Below are 17,681 nucleotides of genomic sequence, written 5' to 3'. Positions count from 1 at the left end.
GCAGTGGGGTCTAGCGCGAACCGTAGTTCGGTGCCTCCACGGTCATCTGGATGTCATGCGGGTGGGACTCCTTCAGCCCGGCCGCCGTGATCCGGACGAACTTGCCGCGGGCCTTCAGTTCCGGCACGGTCGGGGCGCCGGTGTAGAACATGGTCTGGCGGAGGCCGCCGACCAGCTGGTACGCGACCGAGGCGAGCGGGCCGCGGTAGGCCACCCGGCCCTCGATGCCCTCCGGGATGAGCTTGTCATCGCCGGAGACGTCGGCCTGGAAGTAGCGGTCCTTGGAGAAGGACGTGTTCTTGCCGCGGGTCTGCATGGCCCCGAGGGAACCCATGCCGCGGTAGAGCTTGAACTGCTTGCCGTTGACGAAGATCAGGTCACCCGGGGACTCGTCGCAGCCGGCGAGCAGGGAGCCGAGCATCACGGTGTCCGCGCCGGCCACCAGGGCCTTGCCGATGTCGCCCGAGTACTGCAGGCCGCCGTCGGCGATCAGCGGCACGCCGGCGGGGATCGCGGCTTTGGCGGACTCGTAGATGGCGGTGATCTGCGGGACGCCGACGCCGGCGACCACGCGGGTGGTGCAGATGGAGCCCGGACCCACGCCGACCTTGATACCGTCGGCACCGGCGTCGATGAGCGCCTGGGCGCCTTCGCGGGTGGCGGCCTGGCCGCCGATGATGTCCACGTGCGCGGCCGCCGGGTCGGACTTGAGCCGGCGGATCATGTCCAGAACACCCTGGGAGTGGCCGTTGGCGGTGTCAACGAAGAGGGCGTCCACGCCGGCGTCGATCAGCGCCATGGCGCGCTCCCAGCCGTCGCCGAAGAAGCCGATAGCGGCACCGACGCGCAGCCGGCCCTCGTCGTCCTTGGTGGCCAGCGGGTACTGCTCGGCCTTGGTGAAGTCCTTGGTGGTGATGAGGCCCTTGAGCCGGCCCTGCTCGTCAACGAGCGGGAGCTTTTCGATTTTGTTGGTCGCCAGTTTGTGCGAGGCTTCCTCGCGGCTGATGCCGACGTGCCCGGTGACCAGCGGCATTTTGGTCATCACGTCGCTGACCAGGCGGATCGGGAAATCCGCCTCGGGGACGAAGCGGGTGTCGCGGTTGGTGACGATGCCCAGCAGCCGCATGCCCTCGTCAACGACGGGCAGGCCCGAGACCCGGTAGTGCGAGCAGATTTCGTCGAGTTCGGCCAGGGTGGCTTCCGGACCGATGGTCAGCGGGTTGGTGATCATGCCGGATTCGCTGCGCTTGACCCGGTCAATCTGGTCCGCCTGGTCGGCGATGGAGAGGTTGCGGTGGACGACGCCGAGGCCGCCCTGGCGGGCCATGGCGATCGCCATCCGCGACTCGGTGACCGTGTCCATCGCCGCGGACAGCAGCGGGGTCTGGACCGTGATGCGCTTGGAGATCCGGGAGGACGTGTCGGCCTCGGAGGGAATGACATTCGTGTGGCCGGGCAGCAGCAGGACGTCGTCGTACGTCAGTCCGATGAAGCCGAAGGGGTCGTGTTCGGGCTGGGTCATGAGTGCGCCTCTTACCTTGGGTTTTGGGGTCACGGGTAGGGGTTGCAACAGATGACCAGCCCGTCATTACGGGCATGGCCTGTGCAGAAGTGTTGAATAAATACTAGAACCTAGGCGGCGATCCCCATATTCCGCGGCAGTAATGTGAGCAACGGCACCGGACGGGCCGGCGCGCCGCCGGGTCAGGTCCAGCCGGTGGCCGCCAGCAGGCGCTGTTCGAACATGGGGACCATGCTCTGGACATACGTCTTGGTCAGGTGGTTGTCGTCCTTGTAGACGTACACATTCCCGACGACGGCCGGGCAGATCCCGCCGGCGCAGATGAACTCGCTCAGGTCCATCAGGTGCAGCCGCGGCACCTTCCCCCGGTAGGCGTCCAGCGGGGAGGACTCGGCCAGGGATTCCTGCAGCGGCACCCGGCATTTCGGTGCCTCCGGGCCGTGCTTCTGGACGCACTCGGGCATGTTCATGTTGAAGCGGGGGTTGTCGCGGATGCCGACGACTTCGATGCCGGTGTCGGCGAAGGGTTCGATGCCTTCGAGGTACTGCGGCACCTCGGTTTCGAAGGGTGCGTCCTTGTGGGTCAGCGAGGCGACGGTGAAAACCGCGTCGGGCCGGTGGTCCAGGACGTACTGGGCGCTGGCCCGGTTGAACGCGTTGCAGTCGGCGTCCCGGTCCGGGGATTCGGCGCCGAAGCGGCAGTTGCCCTTCAGGAGGGCCACGACTTCCCAGCCGTGGCTGCGGGCAATCGGGCCGAGCGCGGCCATGTACTGCTGGGCGTGGGAGTCACCGAGCACCACGATGCGTTTTGTGACGGTGTCCGGGCGGTTGTTCTGCAGGCATCCCGCGAGCAGCGGATCGCCCGGGACGTTCCCGTCCGTGCACAGCCCGTCGATGTCCGCCCACTCGTTCTTCATGGCGGCCGGGGCCGGGATGATCTTCGCGTCCGGCGTGGGCTTGCCCGCGTTCTCGGGCGCCAGGGCGGCCGCGCCGGGGGTCAGTTCCCTCGGCTGTGCCGCGGCCGCGGCCTCGTCTGCCACCAGCTTGCTCTGCCACACGGACACCGGGCCCGCCAGCAGCGCGCCGCACGCCGCGATGACGACGGCGGTGCGCCAGGTCCGGCGCTGCGGCCAGTGCCACTCGCGCAGCGGCTTCTCCACGAACCGGGTGGTCAGCACGGCCAGCACGATCGAGGCGGCCACGATCGCCAGGCCCTGGACCAGGTTCGGGGCGGTGATGCCGGTCGCGGCGAGGGCCAGCACCAGCAGCGGCCAGTGCCAGAGGTACAGGGCGTAGGAGTTGTCCCCGAGCGCCACCAGCGGCTTCCAGGTCAGGAAGCGGTCCGCACCGAAGCGGCTGCCGCTCTGCCCGGCGACGATGATGGCCGCCGCGGCCAGCGTTGGCCACAGCGCGATGAAGCCGGGGAAGGAGCGGTCCACGGTGAGCAGCAGGCCGCAGGAGAGCATCGCGGCGAGGCCACCCCAGCCGAGGACCAGCCGCAACGCCTTGCCGGGGTTGAGGTGCGGCAGCGCGAGCGCCAGCAGCGAGCCGAGGGCGAACTCCCAGAGGCGGGTTCGGGTGTCGAAGTAGGCGTAGGACTGGTTGGTGGCGGTCTGCTCGATCGAAAACACCAGGGACACCACGAAGATCGCCCCGAACGCCGCGCCCAGGAGGGCGGGATAGCTGACCCGGTCCCCCAGCGGGGTCCGGCGCAGGAGGCGCAGCAGCAGGGCCGCGCCGGCGAACACGAGCGGCCAGAGCAGGAACACCTGGCCCTGGATGGACAGTGACCAGAAGTGCTGCAGCGGGCTGGCCCCGGCGTGGTCCTGCGCGTAGTAGTCGACGGCGGTATCCGCGAGGAGCCAGTTCTGCCGGTACAGCAGCGAGGCCCAGGCCTGGTCCAGCACGTCCGGCCAGCGGCTCTGGGGCAGGACGACGCGGGTGCCTGCCAGCACGCCAAGGATGACCACGACGACGGCGGGAAGCAGCCGCTTGAGCAGGTGGAGCCAGTGGCTCAGGAGCCGCAGGGGCTTGCCGGCCTCGACCTTGCGGGCAAAGCTGAGCGTCATCAGGAACGCCGAAATCAGCAGGAAAATGTCGACCCCGCCGGAGACCCGCCCGAGCCACACGTGGTAGCTGACCACCATGAGGACCGCGAGGGCACGGAGGCCCTGGACCTCGGGACGGTAGCCCGGCGTTGCGCGCGTGGGGGCCTGCCCACCCGCAGCCTGCGGGGTGGCCATGGTTCGCTCAATCGACACTCGGGACCCTCCAGGCCGGTTTCCAAAGCAACTATCTTACCGAGCCGTAATTTTTCTGGCCAACCACGGCGGCGCGTGCGGCCCCCCGGTCGCCGGATTTGGGTGGTCCCGGAGGCTACCCTGTAACGAGCCAGAGGAGGCCGCATCGTGATCGCACAGCTGCGAATTTGTGTCCCGGAAAAGTTGTCCGACGCCGTGATGGACTGCTCCACCGGAGAGCTCGGCGTCGCCGAAGTGTCCCGCCAGCCGGGTGCGTCCGTACTCCCGCCGGGGGACGTCATCGATGTCCTGCTGGCGCGGGAGTCCGTCGAGCGGCTGATAGAGAAGCTCCAGGCCCTGAAGGTTCAGGAGCAGGGTTCGATCTCGGTCAGCATGCCGGAGTTGGTGCTCTCCGACCGGGCCGACAAGGCGACTGTAGACGCGCCCGGCGAGGGCGCGGACGCCGTGATCTGGGACGAGGTGTCCCGGCAGACCGGCGAGGACTCGCGCCTGACCTGGAGCTATCTCGCCTTCCTGATACTGGCGACCCAGCTGGCCGCCATCGGGATCGTCACGAATTCGACCATCGCTATTGTCGGGGCCATGGCGGTGGGCCCGGAATTCGGCCCGCTGGCGGCCCTGGCCGTGGCCCTTGTGCGACGGCAATGGCAGCTTGGGCGCAGCGCTGCACTGGCGCTCGGCGTCGGCTTCCCCGTGGCCATGCTGGCGGCAGCCTTCACGGCGTGGCTGTCGGTGCCGCTTGGCCTCTTTCCCGCCGATGTGCTCGAGCGCGGCTCCGCCGTGGAATTTATTTACCACCCTGGTCCCTATTCGCTGATCGTTGCCGTGCTGGCAGGGACCGCAGGGATGCTGTCCGTCATCAGCCGGCGGTCCGCGGCCCTGGTCGGGGTCTTCATCTCTGTGACGACGGTGCCGGCGGCGGGGTTCGTGGCCGTCGCGCTCGTGCTGGGCGAGTACCAGAAGGCGGTCGGCTCGGCCCTTCAGCTGGGACTGAACCTTGTGGGAATTGTCGTGGCCGCAGTGGCCGTGCTGATTTTCTACCGGCTCGTCACCAAACGTCTTCCGCGCGGCGAGGACCTGCGGCTGCGTCGGAAGGCCCTCGGCTCCTCCGGCAGCTGATCCGGGCGGGGCGGCCCCACAGACAACGAAAAGACCGGACCAGCTGGTGCTGGTCCGGTCTTTTCGTTCAGCCGGTCCCGGTGGCGCTGCGTCGCCCGCGGGGGCGCCGCACGTGGACCTTGATGCAGTGAACCTTAGTGCTGGTGTCCTGCGTGCTGGTCTTCTTCGGCAGGCTTCTCGACCACGAGGGTTTCCGTGGTGAGCACCAGGGCTGCGATGGAAGCCGCGTTGCGGAGGGCCGCACGCGTCACCTTCACGGGGTCGATGACGCCGGCAGCAATCAGGTCTTCGTATTCGCCGGTCTTGGCGTTGAAGCCCTGGTTGTTGGCCGATTCCGCGACCTTGGCGACGACGACGTAGCCGTCGAAGCCGGCGTTCTGGGCGATCCAGCGCAGCGGCTGGGTCAGTGCCCGGCGGACGATGCCGACAGCAGCTGCCGCGTCGCCCTCGAGGGCCTGTACGGCCGGGTCCTCGTCGAGCGCCTTGAGGGCGTGGATGAGGGCTGCGCCGCCGCCGGCGACGATGCCTTCTTCCAGGGCAGCGCGGGTCGAGGACACGGCGTCCTCAATGCGGTGCTTCTTTTCCTTGAGCTCGACCTCGGTGGCAGCGCCGACCTTGATCACGCCGATGCCGCCGGCCAGCTTGGCCAGGCGTTCCTGCAACTTTTCCTTGTCCCAGTCGGAGTCCGTGCGGGTCAGCTCGGCGCGCAGCTGGGAAACCCGGGCTGCGACGTCCTCTGCCGAACCGGCGCCGTCAACGATGGTGGTGTTGTCCTTGGTGACCGTGATGCGCCGTGCGGTGCCCAGCACCTCAAGGCCGACCGTGTCCAGGCTGAGGCCCAGTTCCGGCGAGACAACCTGCGCGCCCGTGAGGGTTGCGATGTCCTGCAGCATGGCCTTGCGGCGGTCACCGAAGCCCGGCGCCTTGACGGCGACGACGTTCAGGGTGCCGCGGATGCGGTTGACGATCAGCGTGGAGAGTGCCTCGCCGTCGACGTCCTCGGCGATGATGAAGAGCGGCTTGGAGCTCTGCAACGCCTTTTCCAGCAGCGGCAGGAAGTCCTGGACCGAGGAGATTTTGCCCTGGTTGATCAGGATCAGGGCGTCTTCGAGGACAGCTTCCTGGCGTTCCGCGTCGGTGACGAAGTACGGGGACAGGTAGCCCTTGTCGAACTGCATGCCCTCGGTGAGGACCAGTTCGGTCTGCGTGGTGGAGGATTCCTCGATGGTGATCACACCATCCTTGCCGACCTTGTCGAATGCCTCGGCCAGCAGCTCGCCGATCTCATCGCTCTGGGCGGAGATGGAGGCGACGTTGGCGACCTGGGTGCCTTCGACCGGGCGGGCGTTTTCGAGCAGGCGGGCGGCGATGGCCTCAACCGAGACCTCGATGCCGCGCTTGATCTGGCCCGGGGCGGCGCCTGCCGCAACGTTGCGGAGGCCTTCCTTGACCAGGGCCTGTGCCAGCACCGTGGCCGTGGTGGTGCCGTCACCGGCAACGTCGTTGGTCTTGGTGGCGACCTCCTTGGCCAGCTGCGCGCCAAGGTTCTCGTAGGGGTCGTCCAGCTCGACTTCACGAGCGATGGTGACGCCGTCGTTGGTGATCGTGGGGGCGCCCCACTTCTTGTCCAGCACGACGTTGCGGCCGCGAGGGCCAAGCGTCACCTTGACCGTGTTGGCGAGCTTATCGATGCCGGCTTCAAGCGACCGGCGGGCAGCGTCGTTAAACGCAAGCTGCTTTGCCATGGTTTTGTCCTTTCAAAGACAGAACCCCGCGCAACTGACCCGTCAAAGGAGGATCGGCGGCGCGGGGTCCAAGAGAGTTACTTTACGACGATCGCCAGGACGTCGCGGGCGGACAGCACGAGGTACTCGGTGCCGCCGGTCTTGACTTCAGTTCCGCCGTACTTGGAGTAGATAACAACGTCGCCGATGGTGACGTCGATCGGAACGCGGTTGCCGTTGTCGTCAAAGCGGCCGGGGCCTACTGCGACAACTTCGCCTTCCTGCGGCTTTTCCTGCGCGGAGTCCGGGATGACCAGGCCGGAAGCCGTGGTCTGCTCGGCTTCGAGCGGGCGGACAACAATACGATCCTCAAGAGGCTTAATAGAGACCGACAATGACCTCTCCTTTTCGTCAGCAAATTCGTGGACTTTAAAGCTGTGGTGCCAAGGCGTACAGACCGTCGTCGCGGTGCCGGCAGCAGCCTGGCTGTAAAGCTTCAGGTGTTAGCACCCTCCTAGGGAGAGTGCTAATGACGACTCTATGTAAGGAGTTAGCACTCGGTCAAGGCGAGTGCCAGAAATTCGTTCCCGGTGAACGCTGGCCTCCGGGGGACATGCCCATTCCCGGGCGCGGCCCGCGGACATTTGGGCGTTGTGCTCCATGCCGGCGCCGGGCGCTGGACATGTCCGCGGTGCCGGTGCCGGACTACCGTCCGGCGAGGTCCTCGAAGTCGACGTCCTCGCCGTTTTCGCCGTCGTCGGAGCCTGCCTCGTTCCGGTGCCGGTACAGCACCAGGCCCCCGGCCGCGGCCAGGGCAACACCCAGGACCAGGAACACGATGCCGCCGGCGCGGACCCCGGCGTAGTTCTCGCGGATGGCCTTCGCCTGGTCGGTGGCGTCCTGGACGTCCTGGCCGCCGACTGAATAGACCGTGGCGTTGAAGGAATCCAGGAAGAAGATGATGACCAGCAGGGCCACTGACACGACGGCGATGATGCCGCCGGCGATCAGCGCCGGCCGGGCGTAGCGGGCGAGTCCCTGACGGGCGGGACGGCCGCCGCCGGCGATCTGCTGGGCGGCACCGGCGTTCTGCTGGGCGGCACCGGCGTTCTGCTGGGCGGCGCCGCCCTCCGGGTCGTACTCGTCCGTGCCGCTGTTTGCCGTGCCGCTCTCATCCATGCCGTCAACCATATCGGGCGCACGGCTCCGCACCGCGCTGAACTAGGCTTGATCCCATGTCTGACGCACCGCAGGACCAAATCGCCCCGCTGCTGAACCCCGAGGGCTGGGAGCTGCTGGCGTCACTGGGCCCCTACAAGGAGGACGAGGCGTTCCGCCTCAACGCCTCCCTCCGGAAGGCCGGCCACTCCCCCGAACTCGTCTCCGCCGTCCTCACCCAGTCGAGGCTGCGGACCAAGGCCGAGGCCAAGTTCGGCGAGTTCGCCCGGCAGATGATTTTTACCCAGGCGGGCCTGGAGCAGGCCACCCGGCTGACCGTGGCGGCCCGGCATGCGCAGCGCTTCGCTGCGGCCGGTGTGCAGCATGTGGCGGACCTTGGCTGCGGCCTCGGCGGCGATGCAATGGCGCTCGCTTCGCTGGACATCCAGGTCACGGCGGTGGAAAGGGACGAGACGACGGCGGCCTGCGCCACGATGAACCTGATCCCGTTCCGGAACGCCTCCGTGGTCCATTCCGACGCGACAACGGTGGCCCTGGACGGGATGGACGGCGTATGGCTGGACCCGGCACGCCGGACCACCTCCACCTCGGGCACGAAGAGGCTCTGGGATCCTGAGGACTTTTCCCCGCCGCTGTCCTTCGTCGAGTCCCTGGCCGGCGCCGGACTGGCCGTCGGTGTGAAGATGGGCCCCGGCATGCCGCACGACTCGGTGCCCAAGAACTGCGAGGCCCAGTGGGTGTCGGTGGGCGGGGACGTCACCGAAGTGGCGCTGTGGTTCAACGCCGTCCGGCGGCCGGGAATCCGGCGGGCGGCCCTGCTGCTCGGCCCCGCGGGCGCGGCGGAGCTCACCAGCGCCGAGGACTTCGACGGCGGCCCGGTCGCCCCGGTGGGGCCGGTCGAGGGCTACCTCTACGAGCCCGACGGCGCCGTCATCCGCGCCGGGCTGGTGGCCGACGTCGCGCTCCAGCTGGGCGGGCACCTGGTGGACGAGCACATCGCCTACATCTGCGCCCCGGAACTGCGGGACACCCCCTTTGCCCGGCCCTACAAGGTGCTCGAGGTGATGCCGTACAACGTCAAGGCGCTCAAGGCCTGGGTCAAGGACCAGGGCATCGGCGTCCTGGACATCAAGAAGCGCGGCACCTCGGTCACCCCGGAGGAGCTGCGCAAACAGCTCCTCCCCGGCGGGAAAACGGGAGGCAAGGCCGGCAGCGGCAGGAGCAAAGGCAAAAAGCCAGCCACCCTGGTCCTCACCAGGATCGGGGAGGAGCGGGTGGCCATCTCGGTGGAGCCGGTCTAGGTCCGGCCAGCAGGCTACTGGTCCCGCATGAAGTCCTCGGCGGCCCGGACCTGCTCGTCGGTGGGCCGGATGCCGGTGTACAGCACAAACTGTTCCAGCGCCTGGATGGTCGCCACCTCCGCACCGGTGATCACCGTCTTGCCGGCTGCGCGGGCGGCCTTGATCAGCGGGGTTTCGGCCGGCAGCGCGACGACGTCGAACACCACCGTCGCGGCGTCCACGGCCTCCTGCGGGAAGGACAGGGCCTCGGCGTCGGGACCCCCTGCCATGCTCCCTCCCATACTCCCTGCCATACCGATGGGGGTCACGTTGATGATCATGTCGGCGGTCAGGGAATCGACGTCGGCGCGCCAGGCGAAACCGTAGAGTCCGGCGAGCGCCCGTCCCGCCTCCTCGTTGCGCGCGATCACGGTGACGTCCCGGAACCCGGCGTCGCGCAGGGCCGCGGCGGTGGCCTTCGCCATGCCGCCGGCGCCCCGGAGCAGCACCGAGTAGGCCGCGGGCACGGCGTTGCGCTGCAGCAGCTGCTCGATCGCCGTGTAGTCGGTGTTGTAGGCGGTGAGCGTGCCGCCGTCGTTGACGATCGTGTTGACCGAGTCGATGGCTTTCGCGGACGGGTCCATCACATCCACGAGCGCGATGACGTCCTCCTTGTACGGCATCGACACGGCGCAGCCGCGGATTCCGAGGCCGCGCACGCCGGCGATCGCCTGGCCGAGGTCCATGGGGGCGAAAGCCTTGTAGATCCAGTTCAGGCCAAGCTGGTCGTACAGGTGGTTGTGGAAGCGCGTCCCGTTGTTGCTCGGCCGGGCCGAGAGCGAGATGCAGAGGGTCATGTCTTTATTCAGGATGGGCACGTCTCCATTAAACGACAAGCCGGGCCGGGCCGCCGCGTTCCCTGGCGCTGGCCGGCCCGCGCCGGCCAGCTGTCACGCGCAGCCGGTCCCCGGGGGCTGGGACCCGACGTCGACCGGAAGCTTGCCGGGGGCCCGGGCGTGTCCGGCCAGCACGGCGGCCAGCGCGTCGAAAGCGCCCTGGCTCCGGCCGTAGAGTGCGATCCTGGCAGCGGCGGTGGAGTGTGCCAGCGGCCAGGGCGCGTCGAGGGCGACCGCCACGTCGGCCGGCGTCTGCGGCCCAGCCGGTGAGGATGGTGATTCCGTGGCGCCGATCAGCGAGACCAGGGGTCCCGCCGCACCGACGCTGATGCCGGCGTTCCGGGCAGCGGCGGCGAACCGCGCCCGGTCCTGGGCCGAGCCGCCCGCCACCCGGACGCTGGCCGGCACGATCGGCCCGTCACAGGGCCCGGCCAGCACGGTGATGGCCGCCGCGGCGACGTCCCGCGACAGGCCGGTGCCGCTGCCGGGCGCCGTTCCGGGTCCGGCGCCCGCGCGGGCGCGCCAGATCATCATGGTGACGACGCGCTGCGCTGCTTCGGCGAGCCTTTCGGGCGACAGGGCGCCGCTGCGCACCGCTGCGATGATCGCTGCGTGGGCCGCCTCCACGTTGGCAGGCATCAGCAGCAGATCGGCACCGGCAGCCAGGGCCAGCGGAGCGGCGGAGTCGTTGGGGTACGGTTCCTTGACGGCGCCCATGTTGAGCGCATCAGTGACGGCCACACCCTGGAATCCCATGCTGCGCAGTTCGGCGTAGACCGCCCCGGACAGGGAGGCTGGAACCCCTGGCTCGAGCGCCGGTACTGCGATATGGCCGGTCATGACCATCGGCAGGCCGGCGTCGATGGCAGCCTGGAAGGGCTTCAGGTCCTTGGCCCGGAGCTGCTCCAGGCTTGCGCCCTGGACCGGCAGCCGGGTATGGGAATCATCGCTGACCGAACCGTGGCCGGGAAAGTGTTTCGCGGCCGGCAGCAGCCCTGCGGCCAGCATCCCCTGGGAAAAGGCGACGCCGAAGCCGGACGCGGCGTCGGCGTTCCCTGACATGGACCGGGCTCCGATGGTCGGATCGGCCGGGCCCATGGTGACGTCGGAGGTCGGTGCGAAGTCCGTGTTGAAGCCCAGCGCCGCGAGCTCGGAGGCCATGGCCTGGCCGGCCGCGCCGGCGAGCGCCCCGCTTCCCGCCGCGCCGTAGCTCATCGGGGCAGGCCATTCGGTCAGTGGCGCGCGCAGCCGTGCCACCACGCCGCCTTCCTGGTCGACGCCGATCAGCCCGGGCCAGCTGCGGCCGCCGGCCCGTGCCGCGGCCTGGAGCCTGCTGGCGACGCCGTGCATCGCCGCGGTGTCGACCCGTCCGTCCGGTGTTCTCGGCACGTTGTCGCCCATGATGGTGGACCCGGCCAGGTGCAGTCGCTCGATGAGCGCGGCTTGGGCCTCGTGGTCGAGCCCGCGGTAGAACGGCAGCAGCACCTGCCCGGCCCTCTGCTCGGGGGTCATCGCGGCCACGGCCCGCGCCGCGGCGTTCGCGTCCCGCTGCTGCGGGCCCCAGCCGAGCGGCCGGGTCCCGGCGCGGGGGAAGGCATCCGGATCGTCCGGCAGCGTCGCTGACGGATCCGACGGGGGCGCCGGGGGCGCCGGTTGTGGCGCCGGTGCAGTGGGTGCGGTGGCTGCGGTCTCTGCGGTGGTCGAGGGGGCGGAGGAATCCGCGGGGGCCGCCGAATCCGCCGCGGGACCCGGCGTCGGGGTCCCGGAGCAGGAGACGGTTCCGAGGACAAGGCCCAGAATTGCCGTCAGTACCGCTGCGGTACGGGTAGTTTTGTGAACACTTTCACGTCTTCGCTGCGATCTCACCACCGGCTAGATGCTACCCCTGCACTAGACTTGAGCCACCGTTGCCTCGCCAACTGTCCGGCAATTCCGCCCAAGACGAAAGCCGGACGGGGCAGGGAACGGCCAGCAAAACAATGAAGGGACCACATGAAGATTGATTTCGCTTCATCCAGGCAATCAACTCTTGGTGTGGAATGGGAACTCGCCCTCGTGGACGCGGAAACCGGGGAACTGGCCTCCGTGGCCAAAGAGGTCCTCCGCGGGGTCGCCGCGAGGCATCCCGAACTGAACGAGGACGACGAGCACCCGCACATCAAGCAGGAGCTGCTGTTGAACACGGTGGAACTGGTCACCGGGGTCTGCAACACCGTGGCCGAGGCCAAGGCGGACCTGAGCAGTTCCCTCGCCGCCGTGCGTGATGTCACCGATCCGATGGGCGTCGAGATCTTCTGCGCCGGCAGCCACCCCTTCAGCCCGCCGCAGCTGCAGCGGGTGACCGACAAGGAACGCTACGCCAAGCTCATCGACCGCACGCAGTGGTGGGGCCGCCAGATGGTGATCTACGGCGTCCACGTGCATGTGGGCCTGGACAGCCGGGACAAGGTGCTCCCCGTCCTGGACGGCCTGGTGAACTATTTCCCGCAGTTCCAGGCGCTCTCCGCCTCGAGCCCGTTCTGGGGCGGCGAGGACACCGGTTACGCCTCGCAGCGCGCACTGATGTTCCAGCAGCTGCCTACCGCCGGTCTGCCCTTCCAGTTCGGCAGCTGGGAGGACTTCGAGTCCTATGCCCAGGACATGTTCACCACCGGCGTGATCGATTCACTCTCCGAAATCCGCTGGGACATCAGGCCAGTCCCGCATTTCGGCACCATCGAGATGCGGATCTGCGACGGCCTGGCCACGCTGGAGGAAGTTGGCGCCATCGCCGCCCTGACCCAGTGCCTCGTCGACGAGTTCTCCACGACGCTGGACAACGGCGGCACCATCCCCACCATGCCGCCCTGGCATGTGCAGGAGAACAAATGGCGTGCGGCCCGTTACGGGCTGGACGCCATTATCATCCTGGACGCCGCGGGCAACGAGCAGCTCGTCACGGACCACATCCGCGAGACGGTCGCCCGGCTAGAACCCGTGGCGGTGAAGCTGGGCTGCGTATCGGAGCTGGCCGACGTCCTGAAGATCATTGAGCGCGGCGCCGGGTACCAGCGGCAGCGGCGCGTGGCCGCCGAGCACGCCGGCGACCTGCGCGCCGTCGTGCTTGATCTGGTCCAGCAGATGCGCAAGGGCCCCGAAGCCTAGACCCGAGAGCCCGGACGGCTTCGCCGCGCTCCCCACCTGGCTGGCAGCAGAAGCGGTTTTCAGCGCTCTAAACGCCCCGCAGCTGCCAGTCAGATTTACCCGGGCCCGCAGACGGTCTTAGGCCGAGACTGTGGTGACCGGCATGGAGGAATCCGGCGCGAAGCCGATGCCGCTCGGCGCGACCCCGGCCATTACCAGTTGGGCGCCGAGGGCCGCAACCATGGCGCCGTTGTCCGTGCATAGCGCCAGCGGCGGGACGGTCAGCCGGATGCCGGCGGAGCTGCAGCGCTGTTCCGTGAGCTGCCGCAGCCGTGAATTCGCTGCCACGCCGCCGCCGAGCAGCAGTTCGGTGATGCCGTTCTCCCGGCAGGCCAGCACGGCTTTGGAGGTGATGATGTCCACGACGGCCTCCTGGAAGGCTGCGGCGATGTCCGCCACCGGCACGGTCTCGCCGCGGGCCTCGAACTGCTCCACACAGCGTGCGACGGCGGTCTTGAGTCCGCTGAAGGACCAGTCGTAGCGGTGCGGCCCGGGTTCCTCCGCGGTGCCCATGTATTTGGGCTGGCTGAGGCCGCGCGGGAAACGGATCGCTTTGGCGTTGCCCGTGCGTGCCAGCCTGTCGATGGCCGGGCCGCCCGGATAGCCGAGGCCCAGGAGCCGCGCCACCTTGTCGTAGGCCTCGCCGGCCGCGTCATCGATCGTGGACCCCAGCAGCTCAACGTCCCCGGTGATGTTCCGGATCCGCAGGATTTCGGTGTGCCCGCCGGAGACCAGCAGCGCCCCGAGGTTTTCCGGCAGGGCGTTGGCCTGCGGGTTCTGCGGGTTCTCCCGTGGGGCGCCGGCGAAGGGGTGCCGGCCGCCGTCGTCCGTCTGGAGCAGCCCGACGCCGACGTGCGCAACGAGGTGGTTGATGGCGTACAGCGGTTTGCCCGTCGCGACGGCGAGCGCCTTGGCGGCGCAGACCCCGACCATCAGGGCGCCGGCCAGCCCGGGGCCGGAGGTGACCGCGATCGCGTCGATGTCCGCCAGGGTGACCCCGGCCTCGGCCAGCGCCTCGCGGAGGGTGGGGACGAAGGCGTCCAGATGCGCGCGGGAGGCGATCTCGGGAATCACGCCGCCGAACCGGACGTGTTCGTCCATGGAGGAGGACACGGTGTTGGTCAGCAGCTGCGTTCCGCGGACAATCCCGACGCCGGTCTCGTCGCAGGAAGACTCGATGCCAAGGACCAGCGGCCGGTCCTGCTGGGTGCTGTTCATGGGCGGTCTGCTTCCCTGGGGGTGGTGGTGGAGTCGGCGGTGCCGAGCCGGAGCCGCATGATCAGCGCGTCGACGCCGTCGCGGTAGTAGCGGGGCCGGACGTGGATCTGTTCGAATCCGTAGCGGCGGTAGAGCTGCTGTGCGCGGGGGTTGTCGGCCCGGACCTCCAGCAGCACGTCCTCGGCACGGCGCAGCCGGCTTTCCCGGATGAGTTCGGTCAGCAGCGCCGAACCGATCCCCTGGCCTTCCTGGTCCGGCACGACGGCGATGGTCTGGACGTCCGCGATCGGCTGGATGCACATCAGCCCGGCATAGCCGACGATCTCCCCGGCACGCTCGGCCACGAGGTAGCGCCGGGTGTCGGCCTGGGCCAGCTCGGCGGCGAACATCTGCAGCGGCCACGCGTCCACCGGGAACAGCCTGCGCTCCAGCTCGTGCACGGCCGGGATGTCCGCCTCGGTCATGTCCCGGAGCATCACCCCGCCGGGCAGCCCCGCCGGCACGGCTCCCGTTCGCGGGCCCTGTCCTGGCTTCTGTCCCGTGTTTTGCCCGGTGTTTTGTCGTGCGGACTCGGCGTTCACAGCGCCCTCTTCCGCGGGCCGGGGACCTGGGCATCGGACTCGCGCAGGTACAGCGGGGTAGAGTCCAGCAGCCGCTCCCCCGCAGCGAGCCGTGCGAGCGCGAACTGGCCCAGCGAGAGGGCCTCAGGCTGGCGGTCGCGGAACTCCGGGACGGCCTTCACGACGTCGGCATACAAGCCGGCGCCGGCGCCGTAGACGGGAAGATCGGGAAGGTCCGCGGCGAAACCGACATGCGGGCCGTCCAGCAGTTGCGGCAACTGCCCGCTGCTGAGCGCATACCGGGCCCAGTAGACCTCTTTGCGCCGGGCATCCGTGGCGACGATGAACTCCGGCGCCGCGTCCGTGGACTCCGCCACTTCCAGTGCGATGGCGTCCAGGCTCATCAGCCCGTAGAGCGGTATGCCCCAGACGAACGAGAGCGTGCGGGCGGTGACGATCCCCGAGCGCAGTCCGGTGAACGGGCCCGGCCCCACCCCGGTGACAACCGCGTCGACGTCGGCGCCGCTCAGGCCGGCCTCGGCCAGGAGCGCCTCAATTCCCGGCGCCAGCACTTCGGCGTGGCTCCGGGTGTCTTCCGTGGCAAAGCTTCCCACGAGGGATTCCGGGGTGTCATCGGAGACGAGCGCGGCGCTGGCCACCGCCGAGGTGTCGATGGCAAGGATCAGCATCAGGTCCCTTCCGGGGTGTGGGGCGGCGGCTGTGGCGCGGGGAGGGCGGGCGGGTGCACCCAGCGGGGACCGAAGCCACGGATCACGATGGTGCGGGGCTCGTCGTCGTCGTCGGTGTCAAAATCCAGCACCTCAGCATCCCCGGTTGTGGCCGGGCCGTGGGCGGATTCCGGGAAGTGGGCAGGTGCGGGCGCCTGGGCGCCGCCGAGGCTGCGGACCAGGTCCACCTCAAGCCTGCTCTCGCTCAGGTGCTCCACCCGGCCGCGGCCCCATTCCACCACGGTCACGGCGCTGTCCATCGTGTTTTCCAGGTCGATGTCATCAATTTCCGAGGCTGAACCCAGCCGGTACGCATCAACGTGCACCAGGTCCGGGCCGCCCGGCCGCGGCCCGTCGGGCAGGTTCGGGTGGATCCGGACCAGCACGAACGTCGGTGAGATGATGCCGGGCCGGACCCCCAGACCCTCACCGACGCCCTGCGTGAAGGTGGTTTTTCCCGCTCCCAGCTCGCCGGTGAGAACCAGCAGGTCACCGGTTTGGAGCTGGGCGCCGAGGACTGCCGCGAGGGCGTGCGTCTCGTCCGCGGTCCCGACCCGGAGGGTCCGTACCCAGGCCGGCGCGCTCACGGCCGCGGCTCGCCGCTGGCGGGGTCTTCGGTGGGAGGTTCTTCGTTAATGTAGCGGCGCGGCACCCGGGGACTGATGCGCGTGACGATCTCGTAGTTGTTGGTGCCGGCCGCTCTGGCCCAGTCCTCGGCGGTGGGCCCGCCGTCGTCGCCGTTGCCAAAGAGCACGGCTTCGGCGCCGAGGACGCTGGGGCCGCCGGCGGAGACGTTGAGCGGGCCCAGGTCGATCACCATCTGGTCCATCGCGATGCGTCCCACCACCGGGTAGTTCACGCCTCCGACGCGGACCGGTCCTCCGGTGGCGATGCGGGGGACGCCGTCGGCGTAGCCGAGCGGGATCAGCCCCAGTGTGCTGGTGCCGCCGGTGCGGTAGTTCAGTCCGTAGGAGACACCCTGGCCGGCCGGCACATCCTTGCAGTGCGCCACGAGGGTGCGGACCGTCATTGCGGGGCGCAGGCCCAGCTCTTCCGAGCTCTGCCCGTCGAACGGTGACAGTCCGTAGAGTCCCAGCCCGACGCGGACCAGGTCAAAGTGGGTGTCCGGCCGGGACAGGGTGGCCGGGGTGTTGGCGAGGTGGCGCACCTCGGGATCCACGCCGGCGTCCTGGGCGATGGCGAGCGCCTCGCGGAAGGCTGCCAGCTGGTCGTCGGTTTCCGGGCGCTCGGGTTCGTCGGCGACGGCCAGATGGGAGAAGATGCCCACCACCCGCAGCAGGCCCTGGTCCTGGAAGTCCATGGCTTCGCCAACGAAGCTGTCCCAGGCATCCAGCGTCGCCCCGTTGCGGCCCAGCCCGGTGTCCACTTTGAGATGCACGCGGGCCGGCCGTTCCTGCTCGCGGGCCGCTGCAACAATGCGTTCCAGTTCCCAGCCCGAGCAGCCGATGTCGATGCCCGCGGCCACCGCGGCGGCGAAGTTGCTCTCCGGGGTGTGTAGCCAGGCCAGCAGGGGGGCCTCGATGCCGGCGGCGCGCAGGGCCAGGGCCTCGGAAATATGGGCGGTACCCAGCCAGTTGGCGCCGGCACCTAGCGCGGCGCGGGCGACGGGGACGGCTCCGTGGCCGTAGGCGTCGGCCTTGACCACCGCCATCACCTGGGCCGGTGACGCCACAGCCGCCAGGCGGCGGACGTTGTGCCGGATGGCTTCGAGGTCGATTACTGCCGAGCGGTCCTCGGCGGAGGCCTGCGGAGCGTGCGGGACGGGCCGGAAGTCACCTGTTGCTGCTGGGTAAGTCACTTAACAATTCTAGGGGTGGCTGCGCATGCGGCTTAATTCGGGCCTCCCTGCACCGCCCCTCCGGGGGACATGCCCAGTCTTCGAGCCCACGCATGGGCACAATGGCATGATGTCCATCCCTGAGCCCGCAGGGAGGGCATGTCCCGCGGCCACCGGGTCCAGGCCCGCGCACACCCCTGCTCACCCACGGGA

At 69.1% G+C, this 17,681-nt stretch carries 15 protein-coding genes; 3 read left to right on the top strand and 12 right to left on the bottom strand.

Annotation, left to right across the window (positions count from 1 at the left end; translation table 11 throughout):
• Window positions 1-10: 10 nt before the first annotated feature.
• Window positions 11-1,522: an IMP dehydrogenase gene (guaB, locus tag QK291_RS05665; RefSeq protein WP_282379904.1), complete on the bottom strand. Its 1,512-nt coding sequence runs from the start codon at window positions 1,520-1,522 to the stop codon at window positions 11-13.
• Window positions 1,523-1,704: 182 nt separating this feature from the next.
• Window positions 1,705-3,765 carry an acyltransferase family protein gene (locus QK291_RS05660; RefSeq protein WP_282380005.1) on the bottom strand — a complete coding sequence of 687 codons (2,061 nt, stop codon included), beginning with the start codon at window positions 3,763-3,765 and terminating at the stop codon, window positions 1,705-1,707.
• Window positions 3,766-3,930: 165 nt separating this feature from the next.
• Here QK291_RS05660 and QK291_RS05655 point away from each other — a divergent pair, with 165 nt between their 5' ends.
• Window positions 3,931-4,902, top strand: coding sequence for a DUF389 domain-containing protein (locus QK291_RS05655; RefSeq protein WP_282379903.1), 972 nt, complete (start codon window positions 3,931-3,933; stop codon window positions 4,900-4,902).
• A 134-nt stretch (window positions 4,903-5,036) separates the two neighbouring features.
• Here the strand turns inward: QK291_RS05655 and groL are convergent, their stop codons facing one another.
• The 3 genes from groL to QK291_RS05640 all read right to left on the bottom strand — a co-directional run bounded on the left by groL (window position 5,037) and on the right by QK291_RS05640 (window position 7,805).
• On the bottom strand, window positions 5,037-6,647 hold the full coding sequence (groL, locus tag QK291_RS05650; protein WP_282379902.1) for a chaperonin GroEL: 1,611 nt from the start codon (window positions 6,645-6,647) through the stop codon (window positions 5,037-5,039).
• Window positions 6,648-6,724: 77 nt separating this feature from the next.
• A complete protein-coding gene (groES, locus tag QK291_RS05645; RefSeq protein ID WP_069949240.1) occupies window positions 6,725-7,021 on the bottom strand; it encodes a co-chaperone GroES in 297 nt (98 codons plus the stop codon).
• 310 nt (window positions 7,022-7,331) lie between these two features.
• The gene (locus tag QK291_RS05640) at window positions 7,332-7,805 is read right to left on the bottom strand and encodes a hypothetical protein (RefSeq protein ID WP_348994558.1); all 474 of its coding nucleotides are present in this window, start codon (window positions 7,803-7,805) and stop codon (window positions 7,332-7,334) included.
• Between the two features lie 56 nt (window positions 7,806-7,861).
• Here QK291_RS05640 and QK291_RS05635 point away from each other — a divergent pair, with 56 nt between their 5' ends.
• On the top strand, window positions 7,862-9,106 hold the full coding sequence (locus QK291_RS05635; protein ID WP_282379901.1) for a class I SAM-dependent methyltransferase: 1,245 nt from the start codon (window positions 7,862-7,864) through the stop codon (window positions 9,104-9,106).
• 14 nt (window positions 9,107-9,120) lie between these two features.
• On the opposite strand, the gene QK291_RS05630 is transcribed toward QK291_RS05635, so the two are convergent.
• Window positions 9,121-9,963, bottom strand: coding sequence for a shikimate 5-dehydrogenase (locus tag QK291_RS05630; protein WP_282379900.1), 843 nt, complete (start codon window positions 9,961-9,963; stop codon window positions 9,121-9,123).
• 72 nt (window positions 9,964-10,035) lie between these two features.
• Window positions 10,036-11,847: a glycoside hydrolase family 3 N-terminal domain-containing protein gene (locus QK291_RS05625; RefSeq protein ID WP_282379898.1), complete on the bottom strand. Its 1,812-nt coding sequence runs from the start codon at window positions 11,845-11,847 to the stop codon at window positions 10,036-10,038.
• A 126-nt stretch (window positions 11,848-11,973) separates the two neighbouring features.
• Here QK291_RS05625 and QK291_RS05620 point away from each other — a divergent pair, with 126 nt between their 5' ends.
• Window positions 11,974-13,125 carry a glutamate--cysteine ligase gene (locus tag QK291_RS05620; RefSeq protein WP_282379896.1) on the top strand — a complete coding sequence of 384 codons (1,152 nt, stop codon included), beginning with the start codon at window positions 11,974-11,976 and terminating at the stop codon, window positions 13,123-13,125.
• A gap of 117 nt (window positions 13,126-13,242) precedes the next feature.
• On the opposite strand, the gene tsaD is transcribed toward QK291_RS05620, so the two are convergent.
• The 5 genes from tsaD to alr all read right to left on the bottom strand — a co-directional run bounded on the left by tsaD (window position 13,243) and on the right by alr (window position 17,489).
• Window positions 13,243-14,382, bottom strand: a complete 1,140-nt coding sequence (gene tsaD, locus QK291_RS05615) for a tRNA (adenosine(37)-N6)-threonylcarbamoyltransferase complex transferase subunit TsaD (RefSeq protein WP_282379894.1) — start codon at window positions 14,380-14,382, stop codon at window positions 13,243-13,245.
• Window positions 14,379-14,846 (bottom strand): ribosomal protein S18-alanine N-acetyltransferase, encoded by a 468-nt coding sequence (rimI, locus tag QK291_RS05610; RefSeq protein WP_282379891.1) that lies wholly within the window; start codon window positions 14,844-14,846, stop codon window positions 14,379-14,381. Before rimI ends, tsaD begins: the two co-directional genes overlap by 4 nt.
• Before the next feature lie 113 nt (window positions 14,847-14,959).
• Window positions 14,960-15,631 carry a tRNA (adenosine(37)-N6)-threonylcarbamoyltransferase complex dimerization subunit type 1 TsaB gene (tsaB, locus tag QK291_RS05605; protein WP_282379889.1) on the bottom strand — a complete coding sequence of 224 codons (672 nt, stop codon included), beginning with the start codon at window positions 15,629-15,631 and terminating at the stop codon, window positions 14,960-14,962.
• On the bottom strand, window positions 15,631-16,257 hold the full coding sequence (tsaE, locus tag QK291_RS05600; protein ID WP_282379887.1) for a tRNA (adenosine(37)-N6)-threonylcarbamoyltransferase complex ATPase subunit type 1 TsaE: 627 nt from the start codon (window positions 16,255-16,257) through the stop codon (window positions 15,631-15,633). The genes tsaB and tsaE overlap by 1 nt, the downstream gene beginning before the upstream one ends.
• A complete protein-coding gene (gene alr, locus QK291_RS05595) occupies window positions 16,254-17,489 on the bottom strand; it encodes an alanine racemase (RefSeq protein ID WP_282379885.1) in 1,236 nt (411 codons plus the stop codon). Before alr ends, tsaE begins: the two co-directional genes overlap by 4 nt.
• Between the last annotated feature and the right edge of the window lie 192 nt (window positions 17,490-17,681).

It is taken from the genome of Arthrobacter sp. AL12 (assembly GCF_029960645.1).
Lineage (GTDB): Bacteria > Actinomycetota > Actinomycetes > Actinomycetales > Micrococcaceae > Arthrobacter.
Note: the sequence above shows the minus strand (reverse complement) of the source record. Positions and strands in the feature narration are given on the sequence as shown.

Bases quoted from the DNA above. Each gene is read 5' to 3' on its own strand.
- rimI (WP_282379891.1), bottom strand. From the start codon at position 14,846: ATGACCGAGGCGGACATCCCGGCCGTGCACGAGCTGGAGCGCAGGCTG.
- QK291_RS05660 (WP_282380005.1), bottom strand. From the start codon at position 3,765: ATGGCCACCCCGCAGGCTGCGGGTGGGCAGGCCCCCACGCGCGCAACG.
- QK291_RS05620 (WP_282379896.1), top strand. From the start codon at position 11,974: ATGAAGATTGATTTCGCTTCATCCAGGCAATCAACTCTTGGTGTGGAA.
- guaB (WP_282379904.1), bottom strand. From the start codon at position 1,522: ATGACCCAGCCCGAACACGACCCCTTCGGCTTCATCGGACTGACGTAC.
- groL (WP_282379902.1), bottom strand. From the start codon at position 6,647: ATGGCAAAGCAGCTTGCGTTTAACGACGCTGCCCGCCGGTCGCTTGAA.
- QK291_RS05635 (WP_282379901.1), top strand. From the start codon at position 7,862: ATGTCTGACGCACCGCAGGACCAAATCGCCCCGCTGCTGAACCCCGAG.
- tsaD (WP_282379894.1), bottom strand. From the start codon at position 14,382: ATGAACAGCACCCAGCAGGACCGGCCGCTGGTCCTTGGCATCGAGTCT.
- QK291_RS05640 (WP_348994558.1), bottom strand. From the start codon at position 7,805: ATGGATGAGAGCGGCACGGCAAACAGCGGCACGGACGAGTACGACCCG.
- tsaB (WP_282379889.1), bottom strand. From the start codon at position 15,631: ATGCTGATCCTTGCCATCGACACCTCGGCGGTGGCCAGCGCCGCGCTC.